Annotated in this window: 19 protein-coding genes; 17 read left to right on the top strand and 2 right to left on the bottom strand. The window is 28.8% G+C overall.

The window, feature by feature from the left end; translation table 11 throughout:
• Positions 1-65: 65 nt before the first annotated feature.
• From OXH55_RS00495 to nagB, 9 genes are all read left to right on the top strand, one after another.
• The gene (locus tag OXH55_RS00495) at positions 66-545 is read left to right on the top strand and encodes a PTS sugar transporter subunit IIA (RefSeq protein WP_268047447.1); all 480 of its coding nucleotides are present in this window, start codon (positions 66-68) and stop codon (positions 543-545) included.
• 204 nt (positions 546-749) lie between these two features.
• Positions 750-2,099 carry a PTS transporter subunit EIIC gene (locus OXH55_RS00490; protein ID WP_268047446.1) on the top strand — a complete coding sequence of 450 codons (1,350 nt, stop codon included), beginning with the start codon at positions 750-752 and terminating at the stop codon, positions 2,097-2,099.
• 58 nt (positions 2,100-2,157) lie between these two features.
• Positions 2,158-3,237: a DUF871 domain-containing protein gene (locus OXH55_RS00485; protein WP_268047445.1), complete on the top strand. Its 1,080-nt coding sequence runs from the start codon at positions 2,158-2,160 to the stop codon at positions 3,235-3,237.
• Positions 3,238-3,315: 78 nt separating this feature from the next.
• Positions 3,316-4,164 carry a glucose PTS transporter transcription antiterminator GlcT gene (glcT, locus tag OXH55_RS00480; RefSeq protein ID WP_268047444.1) on the top strand — a complete coding sequence of 283 codons (849 nt, stop codon included), beginning with the start codon at positions 3,316-3,318 and terminating at the stop codon, positions 4,162-4,164.
• 224 nt (positions 4,165-4,388) lie between these two features.
• Entirely contained in the window at positions 4,389-5,789 is a 1,401-nt protein-coding gene (gene nagE, locus OXH55_RS00475; protein ID WP_268047443.1) for an N-acetylglucosamine-specific PTS transporter subunit IIBC, read from the top strand.
• 73 nt (positions 5,790-5,862) lie between these two features.
• The gene (locus tag OXH55_RS00470; protein ID WP_268047442.1) at positions 5,863-6,780 is read left to right on the top strand and encodes a DUF7916 family protein; all 918 of its coding nucleotides are present in this window, start codon (positions 5,863-5,865) and stop codon (positions 6,778-6,780) included.
• 123 nt (positions 6,781-6,903) lie between these two features.
• Positions 6,904-7,638 carry a GntR family transcriptional regulator gene (locus tag OXH55_RS00465; protein WP_268048995.1) on the top strand — a complete coding sequence of 245 codons (735 nt, stop codon included), beginning with the start codon at positions 6,904-6,906 and terminating at the stop codon, positions 7,636-7,638.
• A 59-nt stretch (positions 7,639-7,697) separates the two neighbouring features.
• The gene (gene nagA, locus OXH55_RS00460) at positions 7,698-8,846 is read left to right on the top strand and encodes an N-acetylglucosamine-6-phosphate deacetylase (protein WP_268047441.1); all 1,149 of its coding nucleotides are present in this window, start codon (positions 7,698-7,700) and stop codon (positions 8,844-8,846) included.
• 13 nt (positions 8,847-8,859) lie between these two features.
• On the top strand, positions 8,860-9,585 hold the full coding sequence (nagB, locus tag OXH55_RS00455) for a glucosamine-6-phosphate deaminase (protein WP_268047440.1): 726 nt from the start codon (positions 8,860-8,862) through the stop codon (positions 9,583-9,585).
• Positions 9,586-9,619: 34 nt separating this feature from the next.
• Here the strand turns inward: nagB and OXH55_RS00450 are convergent, their stop codons facing one another.
• Positions 9,620-10,999, bottom strand: a complete 1,380-nt coding sequence (locus OXH55_RS00450; protein ID WP_268047439.1) for an MATE family efflux transporter — start codon at positions 10,997-10,999, stop codon at positions 9,620-9,622.
• Positions 11,000-11,220: 221 nt separating this feature from the next.
• Between OXH55_RS00450 and OXH55_RS00445 the strand changes: the two genes are divergently transcribed.
• The 5 genes from OXH55_RS00445 (at position 11,221) to OXH55_RS00425 (ending at position 13,030) form a co-directional block, all read left to right on the top strand.
• Entirely contained in the window at positions 11,221-11,832 is a 612-nt protein-coding gene (locus OXH55_RS00445; RefSeq protein ID WP_268047438.1) for a hypothetical protein, read from the top strand.
• A gap of 122 nt (positions 11,833-11,954) precedes the next feature.
• Complete coding sequence (locus tag OXH55_RS00440; RefSeq protein ID WP_268047437.1) at positions 11,955-12,137, top strand: hypothetical protein; 183 nt, start codon at positions 11,955-11,957, stop codon at positions 12,135-12,137.
• A 25-nt stretch (positions 12,138-12,162) separates the two neighbouring features.
• Complete coding sequence (locus OXH55_RS00435; protein ID WP_268047436.1) at positions 12,163-12,411, top strand: spore coat protein; 249 nt, start codon at positions 12,163-12,165, stop codon at positions 12,409-12,411.
• A gap of 23 nt (positions 12,412-12,434) precedes the next feature.
• Positions 12,435-12,839 (top strand): hypothetical protein, encoded by a 405-nt coding sequence (locus tag OXH55_RS00430; RefSeq protein WP_268047435.1) that lies wholly within the window; start codon positions 12,435-12,437, stop codon positions 12,837-12,839.
• Positions 12,836-13,030: a hypothetical protein gene (locus tag OXH55_RS00425; RefSeq protein ID WP_268047434.1), complete on the top strand. Its 195-nt coding sequence runs from the start codon at positions 12,836-12,838 to the stop codon at positions 13,028-13,030. Before OXH55_RS00430 ends, OXH55_RS00425 begins: the two co-directional genes overlap by 4 nt.
• A gap of 47 nt (positions 13,031-13,077) precedes the next feature.
• On the opposite strand, the gene OXH55_RS00420 is transcribed toward OXH55_RS00425, so the two are convergent.
• A complete protein-coding gene (locus OXH55_RS00420; RefSeq protein ID WP_268047433.1) occupies positions 13,078-13,932 on the bottom strand; it encodes an SDR family oxidoreductase in 855 nt (284 codons plus the stop codon).
• A 232-nt stretch (positions 13,933-14,164) separates the two neighbouring features.
• Between OXH55_RS00420 and OXH55_RS00415 the strand changes: the two genes are divergently transcribed.
• The 3 genes from OXH55_RS00415 (at position 14,165) to OXH55_RS00405 (ending at position 20,137) form a co-directional block, all read left to right on the top strand.
• Positions 14,165-19,249, top strand: coding sequence for an ATP-binding protein (locus tag OXH55_RS00415; protein WP_268047432.1), 5,085 nt, complete (start codon positions 14,165-14,167; stop codon positions 19,247-19,249).
• A gap of 85 nt (positions 19,250-19,334) precedes the next feature.
• A complete protein-coding gene (locus OXH55_RS00410) occupies positions 19,335-19,673 on the top strand; it encodes a YtrH family sporulation protein (RefSeq protein WP_268047431.1) in 339 nt (112 codons plus the stop codon).
• Entirely contained in the window at positions 19,661-20,137 is a 477-nt protein-coding gene (locus OXH55_RS00405) for a sporulation membrane protein YtrI (protein WP_268047430.1), read from the top strand. Before OXH55_RS00410 ends, OXH55_RS00405 begins: the two co-directional genes overlap by 13 nt.

Raw genomic sequence — 20,137 nt, 5'->3', positions numbered from 1 at the left:
TGGGACTCATGCCTTTTGTTTTAAAGTAAATTAATTAAGTATAAACTTATTTAGGAGGAATTTATATGTTTGGATTTTTTAAAAAGGCATTTAAACTTGTTGCACCAGTAGATGGAAAAGTTATAGACTTATCAAAGGTACCAGATGAAGTTTTTTCTCAAAGACTAGTAGGAGATGGAGTTGCTATAGATTCAACAGGAGATACAATAGTAGCACCAGCAGATGGAGTTTTGAAGATGATTTTCAAGACAAATCATGCTTTTGCTCTAGTTTTAGAAAATAGAGCTGAAATATTAGTGCATATAGGTCTTGATACTGTAGCATTGAATGGTTATGGATTTGAAAGAATAGCTGAAGAAGGAAAAAGAGTAAAAAAAGGAGAACCTATTATAAGAATAAATAGACAAGCTATTGAAGAAAAAGGATGTTCATTAATCACTCCTGTTTTAATAACTAATATGGAAATTATAGATGAATTGAATTTTAGTATTGATAAAGATGTAAGAGCAGGAGCAGATGAAGTTGTAACTTATAAAACTAAATAAGCTATAAAATATACTGAAAATAGCATATAATTTATTTATTAACATATTATATAAGTGTATACATGATATACAATTTTATGGTTTGTATATTTTTATAACGAAAGTGTGTTACTATCAATGCACATAAGAGCTTAGAAAATAGAGAGAAAGACTTTATATTTTCTGAGCTCTTTTTTTATTTATATTAAAAGGAGGTATCATTGTATGTCTAATTCAATTAAACCTAAAGATATTGCTGAGCATGTTCTGCAGGTTGTAGGAGGAAAAGAAAATATAGTCTCAGTTGCTTATTGTATGACCCGTCTTAGATTAGACATTGTTGATGAAGAAGTGATTGATAAGGAAGCTTTAAAAAAAGTTGAAGGGGTTATGGGATTGGTAGAACAAGGAGGACAAATCCAAATAATCCTTGGACCTGGTAGAGTAACAAAAGTTGCAAATGAACTTGGAGTAATCACTGGTATGAAGGTTGGAGAATTAGATGAAGCAAAAATAAGGCATGATGAAATTAAGGCGAAAAATGCAACTCCTTTTAAACTATTACTTAGAAAGATAGCAAGTATTTTTATACCACTTATACCTGCATTTATTGGTTGTGGTCTTGTAATGGGAATAAATAATATGGCAATTAAGGCCACTAATGGAGCGTTTGCAAAGACTACATTTGGTGGAATTTTAGTAGTAATAGGTGGTGCTGTATTTTTTGGACTCAACTTATTTGTTGGTGTAAATGCTGCAAAAGAATTTGGTGGTTCACCAATGCTTGGTGGTACAATGGCAGCAGTTATCACTTCACCAGCTCTTGCAAAAGTTGCAATAGGTGGAAAAGCTTTGTTACCAGGTAGAGGTGGAATTATAGCTGTTTTATTAGTAGTAGCTTTTTCAAGCTGGTTTGAAAAGAAGGTTAGAAAAGTTGTACCAGAGGTTTTAGATTTATTTTTAACACCTTTAATAGTTGTTCTAGTATCAAGTTTTGTTGCAATATTTGTACTACAGCCAGCAGGTGGAGTTATTTCAGATTCTATAGGTTCAGCTGTTAAAACAGCTATTGCTGGTGGTGGAGCTATAACGGGATTTATTTTAGGCGGAACCTTCTTACCACTTGTTATGACAGGGTTACATCAAGGATTAACTCCAATTCATGCAGATTTATTAAAGGCTACAGGAGAAAATTTATTACTTCCTATACTAGCTATGGCAGGTGCAGGACAAGTAGGAGCAGCTATTGCAGTTCTTGTTAAAACTAAGAGCAAGAGATTAAAGAAAACTATAGCATCCGCTCTTCCAGTAGGCATTATGGGAATAGGGGAACCTTTAATATATGGCGTTACATTACCACTTGGAAAGCCGTTTATAGGAGCATGTATAGGTGGAGCTTTTGGTGGAGCAGTTCAAGCAGCTTTAAATGTTGCTTCAACTAGCATGGGACTATCAGGACTACCATTAACTGTAATAACTAATAAACCTCTATTATATTTGATTGGTGTAGTATCAGCATATGGAGCAGGGTTTATAGCTACAGCTTTTTTAGGATTTGAAGATCCAATAGATTAATTTAACGATGTTAATTATTATACGTTAACTGATTAGATATATTTAGGAGGTAGCAAAAGTGGCAAAGGGAATATCAATTTTTATAGGTATGGATTATACCTTAGAAGAAAATTTAAAATATATAGAAATGGCTAGAACAAAAGGTTTTGAAAGGATTTTTACATCACTTCATATTCCAGAAGCAAATTATGAAAAAGTATTAGAAGATTTTAAAGAAATTACAAAACTTGCAGACAGATTGAACATGAAAATTGTTGCAGATATTTCACCGAGAGCTTTTAGTTATCTTAATGCAAATATGAATAACTTGAAAGTCATTGCTGATTTAAATATATATGGAATTAGAGTGGATTTTGGATTTACCCCAGAGGAAATTGCCACTTTTACTAAAAATTCATATGGATTAAAAGTAGAAATTAATGCTAGTACAATTACTGAAAGATTTCTACAACAGTTTGAAAAATATCAGCCAAATTATAAGATGATTCAAGCTTGTCATAATTACTATCCTAAACTTAATAGTGGAATATCGGTAGAAAGCTTTAAAAAGAAAAATGACATGCTAAAAAAATACAATATAGAAATATCAGCATTTATACCGTCTCTTCAAAATAAAAGAGGACCTATTTATGAAGGACTTCCAACTCTTGAAATTCATAGATTTATGAAACCTGAAATTTCAGCTAAACATTTATATGCTTTAGGAATAGATAATGTGTTTTGGGGTGACAGTATACCATCACAATTAGAAATTGAAAGTGTAGGTCAGCTTAGCCAAGATATTTTAGAATTTAAAATTAAGCTTTATACTAATTGTGAAATTGAAAAGAAAATTATTTTTAAAGAGTATCATATAAATAGACCTGATAGCGCAGAGGATGTAGTTAGGTCTACAGATTCACGAATGTTTTTAAAAAAACAGGATGAAATCAATCCTTATAACAATAGTGAGAGAAAGTCAGGAGTTATAACTATTGATAATAAAGAATATTTGAGATATTGTGGTGAACTTCAAATTTGCAAAAAGGATTTGCCGCAAGATAATAGAGTGAATGTAGTTGGAGAAATAATTGATGAAGAAAAATTTTTAATTAATTATATAGAAGATGAAACTAAATTTAGATTTAAAGCAGTTTAAATTTATGTGTACTAATGATGAAAATTATAGTAAGTAAGAAGTACCTATAAACATAATTTAAAAGGTGGTTATGTAAATATGAAGAACCATAATTACGAAATAAAAAAAATATTTAATAATAACGTAATATTGGTATCTCAAAATGGAGAAGAGAAAATTATTTTACGAAAAGGATTAGGCTTTGGTAAAAAAACAGGTGATATAATTTCAGGAGATACTCCTATTGAAAAGATTTTTGTTATAAAAGATGAAGGGAATTCTAGTAAGTTCAATCAATTATTGACTAAAGTAGATGAAGATATTGTAGGAATGTGTGAAGAGATTATTCTTATGGTAAGTCATAAACTTAATGAAGAATTAAATGAAAAGATTCATATATCTCTTATAGACCATATTGCTTTTACTTTGCAAAGACTAAAGAAAAACGATGAAATAATAAATCCATTTTTAGTTGAAACAGAAACTTTATATAGAAAGGAGTTTCAAATAGCAGAAAAAGCTATTAGAATTATTGAAAATTATACAGGGATAAAGGTACCTGATGGAGAAATAGGATTCATAACCTTGCATATTCATTCTGCTAGAAATAAAGGAAATCTTTCAAATACAGTAAAGTATACTTTTTTATGTAATTCTATAGTTGAATTTATAGAGGACAGTCTTAATATATATATTGATAGACAATCTTTGGATTATGCAAGATTTTTAACTCATATTAGATTTGCTATAGAAAGAATCCTTACTAGTAATCCAATAAAGAATGAATTATTGAGTGTTATAAAAAAACAATATAAGCAGTCATATAAATTAGCTAAAAATGTGGCAAAAATAATTGAAAGAGAAATAGAGATTAAAGTTGTTGAGGATGAAATAGGATATATTAGTATTCATATAGAAAAATTTAAAAATTCTGCTACAATATATTGACAATTAACTATAAATGAGTTACACTTAAATTAACAATAATAGAATAAAATGTAAAATATTTTTCGGTGTGTAACCATAAATATGAATGGGCAAGAGCTGGAAAAGGGGAACCTTTTCGGCTCTTTTTTGTTTCTCGATTTAGATATTTATACTAGTTAATAATTCTATGTTTTACGCATGAATTATGATATATGCAATTATAAATTATTTCAGGAGGGAAAGTTATGGCAAAGTCAAAAGGTGGACTATTATCAAAGCTTCAAAGACTAGGTAAAGCACTTATGACTCCAGTTGCTGTATTACCAGCAGCAGCATTGTTATTAAGACTGGGACAGCCAGATGTTCTTAATATTAAATGGATGGCAGCAGCAGGTGATGCTATCTTTGGTAATTTAGCACTTATATTCGCTATTGGTATTGCTGTAGGACTTGCGGAAGAAAATAATGGAGTTTCAGCACTAGCTGCTGCTGTTGGTTATTTTGTATTAACTAAAGTAGCTACTACTTTTAATGACAAAATCAATATGGGAGTACTTGCAGGTATTATAGTAGGTATCTTAGCAGCTTATTTGTATAACAAATATAAAGCAATTAAAGTTCCAGATTTCTTAGGATTTTTTGGAGGTAAACGTTTTGTACCTATTATCACTTCAATATATACTTTAATTTTAGGTGTTATATTTGGATATGTATGGCCAGTAATTCAAAATGGAATAAATTCAGCTGGTAACGCTGTAGCGGGTTCTGGAACTATAGGAGCTTTCTTCTTTGGATTCTTTAACAGATTATTAATACCTTTTGGATTGCATCACGTTGTTAACTCTTTATTCTGGTTTCAATTTGGTTCATTTACAGATGCAGCAGGAAAGGTTGTAAATGGAGACCTTTCAAGATTCTTTGCAGGAGATCCTACTGCTGGAACATTTATGACAGGTTTCTTCCCAATCATGATGTTTGCTCTTCCAGCAGCATGTTTAGCTATGATTACTGCGGCTAAGAAAGAAAACAGAAAAGTGGTAACAGGTATGCTTTTAGGTATAGCATTTACATCCTTCTTAACAGGTATAACTGAACCTATAGAATTTGCATTTATGTTCTTAGCACCAGTATTATATGTAATACATGCATTACTAACAGGTGTTTCTCTTGCAGTTACTTCAGCATTGGGGATGAAATGTGGATTTGGTTTCTCAGCAGGATTAATAGATTATGTTCTCAATTTTGGGATTTCATCTAAGCCAATTGGATTATTAGTATTAGGATTAATATTCGGAGCTGTTTATTATGTAATATTTTTATTTTGCATAAAGAAATTCAATATTCCAACCCCAGGTAGAGGGGAAGAAGAGAAATGTGTTGGTTTATCAAAATTAGATAATGATGGACTTACGATGAAAGCAGCTGAAATACTAGAAGCTATAGGAAATAAAGAAAATATTGAAGTTATTGAAGCTTGTATAACAAGAATAAGATTAATAGTTAGCGATGGGTCAAAAATACAAGAGGCTAGATTAAAAGAAATAGGTGCTACTGGAATTATGAAGATTAACGAAAATAATTATCAAATAGTTGTTGGTACAATGGCAGATCCATTAGTAACTCGTATTAAAGCCTTAATGAAATAATAAATAAATTTAGCCAAGTACAAAGGCAGTTATAGCAATTGTTTTTGTGCTTGGTTTTAATTGGAGGTTAAAGATGAAACGGTTATTAGATTGTAATTATTCGGATTTAAAAGGAATAAGTAAAAAAGAATTACTTGAAGCTATTACTGCTAGTGAAGGAAGGACTTTAATTGCTGAAATTATAGGACTTGCTATGCCGTTATATTATAATGTAAGTAATGCAGAGATTGCAGCAGCTTTTGGAGCAGACATTATTTTGTTAAATATGTTTGATGTATATAATCCTGTTTTCAATGGAATTCCTAAAGTTGATAAGGATAACATAATAAAAGAGATAAAAAGACTTACAGGTAGAGTGATAGGAATTAATTTAGAACCAGTAGATAGTGAAATGGAATCTGTAGGGGACATACATGAGATTTCCAAAGGAAGATTAGCTACTAGAGAAACTGCTGTTAAAGCTTATGAAATGGGAGTAAATATGATAGTTTTAACAGGAAATCCTGGAACAGGAGTTTCTAATAAGGCTATTGTATCTTCAGCCAAAAGTATAAGAAAAGATATAGGAGATAAAGTTATTCTTTGTGTTGGTAAAATGCATGCAGCAGGTTCATTAAATGAAGCTGGTGAAAACATTATAACAAAGAAAGATATAAAAGAATTTGTAGAGGCTGGAGCTGATATAATTCTTATGCCTGCTCCAGGAACGGTGCCTGGAATAACGGTTGAATATATTAAAGAGCTTATAGTATATACCCATAACTTAGAGGTATTAGCATTAACTTCTATTGGAACTTCTCAAGAAGGAGCTGATTCTGAAACTATTAAAAGAATTGCACTTATGTGTAAAATGGCAGGGACAGATATACATCATATAGGAGACGCAGGATATACTGGAATTGCAGTACCAGAAAATATTATGGATTATAGCATTGCAATAAGAGGTAAACGACATACTTATATTAGAATGGCAAGGTCTATAAATAGATAATATATGGAAAAATAAATGGAACTAACTATACTTAAAAGATAATGTTATTGAATTGTTCCATTTATTATGATAAAATTGGTATATACAATATAACAATATATTATTATGAGATTTGGAGGTTGAATTTTGAAAAAGGTTTCTAAAGAAAATCCAATACCGCTATATTACCAATTGAAAGAAATACTGCAAGAAATGATTGAAAATGAAGAGTTAAAGCCTGGTGATTTGATACCTACAGAAAGACAACTTTGTGAAATTCAAAATGTAAGTAGAATGACTGCAAGGAAAGCAATAATGGCCCTTGTGAATGAAGGTGTACTTTATAGAGAACAGGGAAAAGGAACCTTTGTTTCACAGCCTAAGATAAATCAACCTCTTTCTGAACTAAGTAAAGGGTTTACAGAGGCATTGGCTAAGAGAGGGCTTAAAAGTTATACAAATATATTATCCTTTGATATAAAAGATTCAACTTTAGAAAATAGAAAGCATTTAAATTTAATAGATGATGAAAAAGTTATAGAATTAAAAAGATTGAGAACTGTAGAAGATGAGCCTTTTGGTGTAGAAGATGTTTGTATTCCGTATAGATTATGCCCAGATTTAACTAGAGAAATGTTAGAAGGCAGATCTTTATATGTTGTATTAAGAGAAAAATATGGATATTGTCCTGAAAGTACAAAGCAAACTATAGAGCCTATAAAGGTAAATGAATATGAAGGTGAATTATTAAACTTAGAAAGTGAGGATTTAGCTTTGCTTGTTAAAGGAACTGCATATTTAAGTGATGGAACTGCTATGGAATATACAAAGACTACTTTTAGGTGTGATAAATATAAATATGAGATAAGACTTAAATAGCTATTATCTTATTTTACAAATATTTCATGTATAAAATATATAATAAAGAAGGGATTATTATGAAAGCAATAACAAATGGAAAGATAATTACTGAAGAAGGTATATTGCAGAATAGTAGTATCTTATTTGATAATAAAATTAAATACATTATTAGTAAAGACAAGCTTGGTGAATATGATTTAGAAGAAATAATTGATGTTAATGGAAAATATATATCTCCAGGATTTATTGATTTGCATATTCATGGCAGCGGTGGTAGTGACACTATGGATGGAAGTATTGAAGATATTATAAAAATCAGCAGTACTATCTGCCAAAATGGAGTTACAGCATTTTTACCAACTACAATGACAATGAGTAGAGAAGCCATATATAATGCATTAGAATGTGTTAAAGAATGTATGGGTATGGAATTAAATGGAGCAAAGGTCTTAGGTGCTCATCTGGAAGGTCCTTTTATAAATGAAAAGTATAAAGGAGCTCAGAATCCAGAGTTTATACAGAAACCAAGTTATGATTTTGTTCAAAATTATTTAGATGTAATCAAAATAATCACTCTAGCTACTGAAATGGATGAAAATGATGAATTTATGAAAAAGATGAAGGTTCATCCTGATGTTGTTTTATCAATAGGACATACAAATGCAACTTATGAGGAGGCTATATATGGTATAGAAAAAGGAATTACCCATGCAACACACATTTTTAATGCTATGACTCCTTTGCACCATAGAAAACCAGGAGTTGTAGGAGCTGTACTTGGAAATGATGTTAACTGTGAACTTATTGCAGATACTATACATGTTCATCCGGGATTATTTCAATTTCTTGTAAATGTAAAAGGAAAAGATAGACTAGTTCTAATAACTGATTCTATGAGAGCAGGATGTATGAAGTGTGGAGAGTATGATCTTGGAGGTCAAAAGGTTATTGTTGATGAAACATCTGCAAGACTAAAAGATGGAACTCTTGCTGGAAGTATTCTCACTCTTAATGTTGCACTTAAAAATATGTATAAACATACTAACCTAAAAATTGATGAATTGGTCAAAATGGCTTCGTTAAATGGAGCTAGGGAATTTAAGATTGATAAATTTAAAGGAAGTTTAAAAGAGGGTAAGGATGCAGATATAACAATTTTTGATAGTGAATTTAATGTATATCTTACCATAGTAGAAGGTAAAACAGTATATAATAACTTAGATTAGGGGAGGGCTTAGAATGAGAATAATTGCTGTTGATAATTATGAAGAAATGAGTATAAAGGCTGCAAAAATTATTGCTAGTCAAATAATACTAAAACCAGATAGTATTTTAGGTTTAGCTACAGGTTCTACTCCTGTTGGAATGTATAAAGAACTTATAAATATGTATAAAAATAGAGAACTAGATTTTAGTAATGTTAAAACTTTTAATTTAGATGAATATTATGGATTAAGTGAGGAAAATGATCAAAGTTATCATTACTTTATGAGGAAAAATTTATTTAATTATATCAATGTTAAAGAAAAAAATATTCATATACCTAATGGGAATGTTGCAGATATAGAAGCGGAATGTGAGAATTATGAAAAAGTAATAAAAGAATCAGGAGGAATAGATATACAGGTTTTGGGAATAGGTGGTAATGGACATATTGGTTTTAATGAACCAGATATAAATTTTGAAGCTTCTACTCATTTAGTTAATCTTACACAAGATACTATAGAAGCAAATTCAAGATTCTTCTCTTCAATAGAAGAAGTTCCAACAAAAGCTATAAGTATGGGAATAAAAACTATAATGCAGTCTAAGAAAATTTTGTTGCTTGCAAATGGAGAAGGTAAAGCTGATGCAGTTTATGGAATGATAAAAGGGAAAATATCGCCAGAGGTTCCAGCTTCAATTTTGCAGCTCCACAATGATGTAACTGTAATTGTAGATAAGGAAGCTAGTAGTAAATTATAAGGATATTACGTGGTAATATCCTTATAATTTTTAATTATGCTAAAACTTCTTTATTATCTTTAGATTTTTCTAAACGATTTAGTTCTTTTATATCTCTATATAAGAAGTAACCAGTAACTAAAGCAGCAGCTATATCAGCTAGCGGCTGAGAAAGCCAAAGTCCTTCTAATTTTAAAAATCTAGGTAAAATAATGATTATAGGAATTAATACAATTACTTGTCTTAAGAAACTAAGGAAAATAGAGATTTTAGCTTTACCAATAGCTTGAAAATAATTTGCACCAACTATTTGATATCCTACTATGGGAAGAAACATTAAATCTATTCTAATTCCATGAGCACCGAGTTTTATAAGAGCTGGATCATTTTTACTAAACATGGATATAAGAACTTCAGGGAAAAATTCTACTACTATAAATCCAATAGAAGCTATAGTTATTCCTGAATATATACCAAGTTTTAGAGCCTTTTTTACTCTTTTATAAGATTTAGCACCATAGTTATAACCTAAAATTGGTTGAACACCTTGGTTTATACCAAAAATAGGCATAAAGATAAGCATACAAATACTAGCTATAATTCCCATGGCTGCAACAGCAATATCTCCACCATATTTAAATAAACCTTTATTGTATAGTGCAGTAACAGCACCAGCAGCAAGTTGCATTGAGAATGGAGAAAGACCTATTGAAAATATTTCTAATGAAATTTTTATATTTAAATTAAAGGTTGATTTTTTTATTTTAAGAGTACTTCCACTATTTTTACTTAAGAAATAATGCATAACTAAGATTGTATTAACTGTTTGTGAAATAACTGTAGCAATAGCAGCTCCTTTAATCCCTAAGTTGAATACAAATATAAATATAGGATCTAAAATTATATTTAAAATTCCTCCAACAAGCATAGTTCGCATTGCGATTTTAGGATTACCTTCAGAACGTATAATATTATTTATACCAAAGCCAATATTTTGAAATACAGCCCCAACAAGAATAATTACTATATATTCTTTAGCGTATGGAAGACTTGCATTACTTGCACCAAAAAGTTTTAAGATTGGATTAATAAATGTAAGTCCTAAAATACTTATAATAACAGAAATTACAATATCTAAAATTACACTTGTGCTAAGAATCTGCTCAGCCATAGCTTTATCTTTTTCACCCAGTTTAATAGAAACTAAAGTAGAAGCACCAATTCCAACTAGCATTCCAAAAGCCATAATAATACTAGAAATAGGAAGTGTTATAGCAAGTCCAGCTAAACCTATTTGTCCTACACTTCGTCCAATGAAAATTCTATCTATTATATTGTATAATGCATTAACAAGCATTCCGATAATTGCAGGTATAGAAAACTTCCATAGTAAAGTTGAAATTTTTGCACTACCCAATTCTTTTGAATTATCCATAAAATCTTTCCTTTCTTATGTGGTAATACTAAATTAAAGATATTAAACAATAAGTATATCATATATTTTCCAATTAAGCTATGTTTTCCTGAATGATTGTTCATAAAATGAGTACAAAATTATTGCAACTATATACGTCATTAATTATTAGAATAAAATAATTTTCTATGGAAAATATAGTATTATAACTTTATCTTCTTAAGGAGAGGAGTTGTAAGTCGGTGTTCTTATTACAAATTATTCCTGAAAAATACATATCAACAATATTTTCAACTGCTGCAATTATTACTGGATCCTTAGTAGGTGGACTATGTAGTTGGATTATAACTAAACATTCTACAAAAGATAATAGAAGATATGATTATAATGAAAAAATAAATAAAATTTGTGAAAATATAAATATTATAAGATTAGATATATGTAATGCTATATTCCAGAGTATAAGAACTTTAAAATATTTTAATAATGAAAATAGTGTAAACAAATATCCAATACCAATAAATAAAGATTATTCAAAAGTAGTGGCTTCTCTTACAAATAAATTTGAGTTAAAGGAAATGAGTTATATATATCAATTATATGGAATTATAGAAACATTAAATACTCATATTAAAGATCTTCATTATGATGATAAACAAGGCTGTGAATTAATTAAACAGGATTGTGAACTATTTTTAAAAAAGCTTTATGGAGAAAATTTTATCAAAATAATAGAAATAGATATAGAAGAGACAACTTATCAAGAGTTATACGATAATGAATTAATAAAAATAGACTATAGAGAAGTACTAAAAAAATTAGATAAAAACACTTGTACTAAAGGTTATAAATAATGTGAAGAATAATTTTACATTAAAGAATAAATGAAGAATTTATATAAAGATTTATTTAGTATATTTAAGTTAAATGTGATGAAAAATACTAGAGAAAATTATAATTCAAAGGAGGAGTTAGAATGGCACAGTTAAATCAAATAGAATTACAAAATTTAAGACACCTTGTAGGCGGTTATCAAACTACTGCTTCTAAACTAAATGATTATGCTAATCAGTGCCAAGACCAGCAAATTAAGCAGATGCTTCAACAAGCAGCTGCATCAGCTCAAAATACTACACAAAAATTAATGGGATTTCTATAAATTAAGTTGAAAAGAGGGATAAGTTATGCAAGAAAAGGAAATGGTAAATGACGCGTTGTCTACCCTTAATAATAGTATTACTGAATATGGTGCTATTATAGCTCAATGTGATAATCAGGAATTGAGAAAATCAATTCAACAATTGAGAGATGCAGACGAAAAATTCCAATACGACTTATATAAAATTGCAGTTCAAAAAGGTTATTACAAACCAGCAGTACAAGCAACTCAGCAAGAAATACAACAAGTTAGAGCACAATTAAGTGAAGAATAAGGAGTATAAGAGGAGGGATTTTGGTGAGTCATAATAAAGATAATCATGAAAATAGGACAAAAGGTATGAATGGAAAAATAGAAAATGAGCATAGAGTTGAACAATTAATGAATACAGTAGAAAATTATACTAGAACAGAACGTCATATGGAACAGCATTCAGATATTGGAGATCCTAAAAGACTTGATCATGCAAAAGAAATACAAAGAAAAAGAGAAGAAGAAATGGAAGAGTTAAAAAATACAATTGTTTATGGACCAGAAACTTCTAGTGGTGGGGTTAAAAATGACCTAGAGAATTTACAAAAAAATTATGAATATGCGCAAGGATATATGGAGCATAATGCTGACAATATGAATAAACAAAACTTAGAAAATTTAAAGAAAAAACAAGAAAATAGAAGAGAAAAAATGGAGGAATTAAAGTGAACCATAAACAAAATCATTTAGAAAGACATCCATATATAACAGGTAATGAGAAAATTTATGAGTCTAAAGAAGTAGAAATAGCTAGAGAAGCTGAAGTAGAAAATGTAAAAAATACTTTTGAAGATATGAATAAAAAGTATAATACTGAGAGGGAAAATATAGAGCATAAATATGGTCATGATTCATATTAATATAATCATATAAAATGGAGGTTAGCATTTTGGCTAACCTCTAAATATTAACTAGTTGTAATTTTTCCACCGTTTATATGTATTACTTGCCCAGAGATATATGAAGAATCTTCAGAGGCTAGAAATGCATAAGCACCTGCTACTTCACAAGGCTGACCTGCTCTTCCCATTGGTGTATTATGTCCAAAATTAGCAACCTTTTCTTTGGAAAAGCTGGAAGGTATAAGTGGAGTCCAAATAGGTCCTGGAGCAACTCCGTTTACTCTAATTCCGGCATTAGCTAAATTTAGAGATAGGGAACGTGTAAATGTATTAATTGCTCCTTTAGTTGCTGAATAGTCAATCAAAGTTTCATGACCTTCATAGGCGGTAACAGAAGTAGTGTTAATAATACTGCTTCCTTCTTTCATATGAGGAACTGCTGCTTTTGTTAGATAAAACATTGAGAAAAAGTTTGTTTTGAAGGTTAGCATAAGTTGTTCAGCAGTAATATCCATGATACTGTTTTGAGGATATTGAACGGCTGCGTTGTTTACTAATATGTCAATATGACCAAAGGTGTTAATCGTATCATTTATTATTTTATTACAAAACCCTTCTTCACCAATATCTCCTGGAATTAGAAGACACTGTCTCCCTTTTTTTTCAATCAAAGTTTTAGTTTCCTCTGCATCACAATGTTCATTAAGATATGATATGACAATATCTGCACCTTCAGCTGCAAAAACAAGTGCAACTGCTTTACCAATGCCGCTATCTCCACCAGTAATTACAGCAACTTTATTCATTAACTTATTACTTCCTTTGTAGTTGGGATTTTCAAAAATTGGTTTTGGATTCATAAGAGCTTCAAGACCAGGTTGAGTATCTTGATGTTGATATTCAAAATCTTTTGGATACATATATAAACCTCCATTGTTTTAAGTATTTATATTTATTTTGTTTACTTGTAGTATTTTTATTCAAATTCTTATATATAAAAATTTGAATAAAAATACTACAAAATTAGATAATACTCATCACGATACATTTACATATATACAAAAAAATGGTACAATATTTGGTATGTATATATTTATTTGTATATATATGTAATAATTTATTTATTATGGTATAAGGGGGCGGTGCTATATTATGCATACACCACAGGGATTTAATGGGTATTCTCTCCATAATTTAATTTGTTCAAATAATATAATGGATATAGAAACATTTCTAGAAGTAGCACTTAATCTTAGTCAAATCATAGGACAATTTCATAAAAACGGTATTATTTACAAATATATAAATCCACATAATATTCTTATCGATATTGATACAAAAGATGTAAAATTTGTAGAACCTAAGGATATATCTAGTGATATGGTAGGAAATCTTCCTTATATGTCACCTGAACAAACCGGAAGGATGGCTAGAGAAATAGATTTCAGTACAGATTTTTATTCATTAGGAGTAACTTTTTATGAAATGCTTACAGGCATGCTTCCCCTACAAGGAAACAATGAAATAGAATTAACATATTCACATATTGCAAAAGAACCTTTATATCCTCATATAATAAATGAAAGAATTCCTCAAGTTATTTCTGGAATTATAATGAAACTATTATCAAAAGATCCAGAAGATAGATATAAAAATGCTTATGGACTTAGAAATGATTTAATTAGATGTATGATTGAATTAGAGGAAAATGGGCATATTGAAAAATTTCAATTAGGTGAAAAGGATATTACAAATAAACTTAAGTTTTCAGAAAAGCTATATGGAAGAGATAAGGATATAAATGAAATTATAGAAAAATATTATAGCGTTAAAAATGGAAATAATGAGGTAGTTTTAATATCAGGAGCTGGGGGTATGGGAAAGTCTACTTTAATGAATGAAATACATAGACGAGTAGTAGCTGATGGAGGTATATATATATCTGGAAAATGTACACAGTACAATAACAATACTCCATATTCTCCAGTAATTCAAGCAATTACTAAGCTTATAAAACAGACACTGATGGAAAGTCAAGAAAAAATAGAAGAGTTTAAAAAAGAATTTTTAAAGGCTGTTGGAAACAATGGACAAATTATTACTGACTTTGTTCCTGAGGTTGAATATATTATTGGAAAACAACCAATAGATGAAGAACTTACAGTTGGTGAAGGACAAAATACATTTAGTATGGTATTTGTGAAATTTATTGAGATTTTTTTAAGAAAGAAGTATCCTATAGTATTTTCTTTAGATGATTTACAGTGGATAGATTCTGCTTCATTGCAATTTGTTGAAATGCTAACAAATTACACTAAGGATAGCAGTCTCTTGATTATTGGTACATATAGAGAAGAAGAGATGCATAAAAACTATATTTTATCAAATCTAACTGAAAGAATAAATACAAAAGGAGAAAATTTAACAACTATAAGTTTAAAGCCTTTTGGAGAAAATGAAGTAAATAGTTTAATTTGTGATACATTACATTGCGGTAGAAGTTCTTCTTTACCATTAGTAAAATCAATTACTTGTAAAACTGGAGGAAATCCCTTTTTTATAAAGATATTTTTAGAATCAATGGTAAATGAGCATATATTAGAGTTTAATTATGAAAAAAATTGTTGGAAATGGGATATAAATAAGATTACAAAAATAAAAGTAGATGAAAATTCACTAAATTTACTTATAAAAAAAATAAAAAAGTTACCAAAAGATACAATTGAGATTTTAAAATTAGCAGCATGTATAGGAACAGAATTTGATTTAAAAATATTGTCACAATGTAATGAAAAATTATTATCCCAAAATGTAATAAATATACTTCCAGCAATAAGAATGGGAATTATATCTCCAGTTAATAAACATTATAGTAACCTTTCAAAAGATGGTACTATTAGTTATATAAATAAGGTTACTCATATATACATATTTTCTCATGATCATATTCACGAACAATTTTATTCAATGATTAAACAGAATGAAAAAAAAGAATTTCACCTTAAGATAGGTATGGTTCTCTTAGAAAATGTATCTTTCAGAGAAATAGAAGGTAATGTTTTTGAGGTTGTAAATCAACTTAACAGAGCATACGAATTGATTAAAGAAGAGGAACAAATATATAATTTAGCAAAACTTAATTTGGAAGCTGGAAAGAAAGCAAATGCATCTGCAGCTTATAAAGTGGCTTTAGATTATTTAAGATTTGGATACAGATTATTAAAAGAAGATAGCTGGGAAACACAGTATAATTTAACTTATGAAATTTGTATAACACTTTCTGAATATGAATGTACTAATGGTGATTTCCAAGCAGGGGAGGAATTATTTAATATTGTTTTAGAAAATGCTAAGACAGCGAAAGAGAAGGCGGTAGTTTATAATTTAAAGATTATGTTTTTTACTTCCTTGGGGAATTTTAAGAAAGCTGTGGAAATAGGACTACAAGGATTAAAATTATTTAATATATCTATTCCACCACATCCACATAAGGTATATATATATACTGAAATAATGAAGATGGAGAGATATCGAGGATATCTAAAGTATATAAATATAAGTAATGAAGAAGAGATATTTAATGAAAAAAAAATAGAAAAGAATGATAAAGAAGCGATAAAAAAAATCTTTAGTAACTTGAAATTAGCTTCAATGTATTACAATAAAAATTTATTTTATTTATTAACTTTAAAAGAAATGAATTTTATTTTAAAATATGGAACTGGAAATGATGATATAAGTGCATATATAGACTATGCTATATTGTTAAATATGTTTTTTAATAATTACAAAGAAAGTTATGAGGTGGGAATAAAGGCTTTAAATAGATTTGAGAATTCAAATAAATCCTATGTAAGTAAGGCTTTGAGTAATTTTTCGAATATGATTGTTTTATGGAATAAAAGCTTTGACCTAGCCATTGATTATGCACATAAAGCTTACAATTCCTGCTTAAATTGCGGAGAGTCAATGTATACAATATATTGTGCATATTCTTTAGTTGGTTTTTCTTTTATGAGGGGAGATTCTCTAGATAAGATATATGAGAAGAGTAATAAGTATTTAGAGGTTGCTAAAAAGATAGAGTATAATCAAGCAAAGCTTGGAATACTACTGATGAGACAACTCATATGTAATTTAAAAGGAGAAACTACTCATAGAGATAGTTTAAGTAATGATAAATATGATGAGAATATAGATTTTGAAATAGATAGTGAAATAGGTACTATGGGCTATCATACATATAAATTATTTATAAGTTATATATATGGTGATTTTAAAGAAGGCAAGATTTATTTAAAAGAAGCTGAAAGAGAAGGAGAGTTTTACAAGGGAACTTTTATATATGCTCTTAGTAAAATTTACGCTTCTCTTACTATGACGGCAATATATAATAATAGTAGTAAAGAAAAACAAAAATTTTATACTAAGAAACTTAAAAATAATTTAAAAATAATAAAGAAATGGTCAGAGAATTGCCCAGAAAATTTCTTAAGTTATTATTTATTATTAAAGGCAGAGTTTTATCGTGTAAAAAATGATTATGAAAAAGCAGAAAGGTTTTACTATAAGGCTATGAAGAATGCAACAAAAAATGGATTGTTATTAAATATGTCTATTATTAGTGAAATTATGGGGTGTTTTTATAAAGAAGAAGAAAGAATTTGTGTAAGCTATATAAGACAAGCATATAGATTATATAAAAGATGGGGAGCTACTGAAAAATTAAAGGATTTGAAAGAAAAATATTCCAAAATATTTTTGGATGATGAGGAAAGAGATGAAAAAAGACTAATATCAAAGCCTTATACAGCAGAAGATATGGTTGCTTGTGCTATAACTGAAGTAGATAATCAAAAATTTGACCTTGCAGCAGTTATAAAAGCTTCACAAGCTATTTCAGGAGAAATAGTACTTGAGAATCTGTTAGAAAAATTAATGAAAATATTAATTCAAAATGCAGGTGCTCAAAGAGGATATTTAATTTTAAATCAAAATAATAGTTTGATAATTGAAGTAGAAGGAAGTATAAATGAGCTTAACTCTATGGTAACAAAACCTGTAAAAATTAAAGAATATAATAATATTGCAAAATCAGTAATTAATTATGTTGCACGAACTAAACAAAATATAGTTTTAAAGGATGCATCCAAGGAGAATATGTTTATACATGATGCATATATAGTGAAAAATAATATAAAATCTGTTTTATGTTCTCCTATAATAAACAAAGGTAAATTTATGGGAATTATATATTTAGAAAATAATTTTGCTACTGATGTTTTTAGTGAACAAAGATTAAGTATTGTTAACTTTTTATCTTCTCAAGCAGCAATATCTATAGAAAATGCTTATATGTATAAAACAATAAAAGAACTTAATGCTCAATTAGAAAAGAAGGTTGAAGAAAGAACTAAATCTTTAAATGAAACTATGAAGTATGAAGAATTAAGGACTGAATTTTTTGCAAATATTTCACATGAACTTAGGACACCTCTTAATGTAATTTTTGGGGGACATCAAATGCTTGAACTGTTAATAAAGAATAATATGCCAATGGAAAAAGGGGATAAAATTGAGAGATATTTAGCAACAATGAAGCAAAATTGTTACAGACTTGTTAGACTTATAAATAACTTAATTGATATTACAAAGATAGATGCTGGATATTTTCAAGTTAGTTTAAAAAACAGAAATATTGTGGATATAGTTGAAGCTATTACTCTTTCGGTAGTAGAATATATAGAAAATAATGGTGTGAATTTAATTTTTGATACTGATGTAGAAGAGAAATTTATAGCTTGTGATCCTGATAAAATAGAAAGGATAGTGCTAAACTTACTTTCAAATGCTTTAAAGTTTACTAATGCAGGAGGTAACATATTGGTAAACATGTGTGATAAGGGGGATAAAATAGTTATATCTGTAAAAGATGATGGAATAGGTATACCAGAAGAAAAGCAAAAGACAATTTTTGAAAGATTTGTTCAGGTAGATAAATCTCTATCAAGAAACAGAGAAGGAAGTGGTATAGGTTTATCAATTGTCAAATCTCTTATTGAAATGCATGGAGGAAGAATAAATCTTATAAGTGAATGGGGAAAAGGTAGTGAATTTATAATTGAACTACCAAATAGAACAGTAGAAGAAGATAGAGATCATTCTAGTAATCACAGTTACCTAGCGTCTAATAAAATTGAAAGGATAAAAATAGAGTTTTCAGATATATACTCATAGACACTTTAATTTATCAAAGTAATAATGAAGATACTAGTATCATAAATATATAGAAACAATTTTTTGATAGAAAAAGGTGATATTAGTGTCTAATTTTATTTCTAATATTATATATAGTTTTTTTATTTCTTTTGGAGTTATAATTGGAGGAAGCTCTTTTGCTGGACTAGGTGCATTAGTAAATAATCATCCACCTTTTAAAACTATGGTGGATTTGGCAGATTCTATAAAGATATGGGCAGTGGCAATAGCTTTGGGTGGAACTTTTTCTTCCTTCCAATTGATTGAAGAAGGAATTTTTAGAGGAGAAACAACATCCCTTGCTAAGCAAATAATATATATATTAGCAGCACTTATTGGAGCTAATTTAGGGGTTAGATTTATTAAATTAATTCAGAAGTGTGGTCAAATATGGATGCAGTAAATAATAAGAAAAGGTATTTTTTATTTTTTATACTTGGTTTATTTATAGGGGGAATGTTGGGAGTAATAGTTATAAACCTTTTAATAAGCTATAGAATAGATAATTATATGAAAGAAATTCAGCGTTTAGAAAAAGTAATAGAAGAGAAGGAGTTTCGACTTGAAAGACTTGAGGAAAAAATAGACAATAAAAGGCTTATGGTAAATGACATTCAGATTCAGCTTAAATATGAAGATGAGGAAGAAAATGATGATATAGTAAAGATTGCTTTAGAAAAACATGTTAAAGATAAATTTAAATGCTTATTAGGAAAAGAAATTGAAAAGACTGATGGAGAAGTTTTATTAGAAATTATAGATAATAGAATAATGAAGATTGGAAGCAAGGAATATCAGCTTAAAGTAAAGAGAATTATGATATCGCAAGTGGTTAAATTTTGGATAGAAATTAAAGTGCTAAAATAA

The organism is Clostridium ganghwense, assembly GCF_026735165.1.
Taxonomy (GTDB): Bacteria; Bacillota; Clostridia; order Clostridiales; family Clostridiaceae; genus Clostridium_H; species Clostridium_H ganghwense.
The sequence above is the reverse complement of the archived record's forward strand: the minus strand, read 5'-3'. Positions and strand labels throughout refer to the sequence as shown.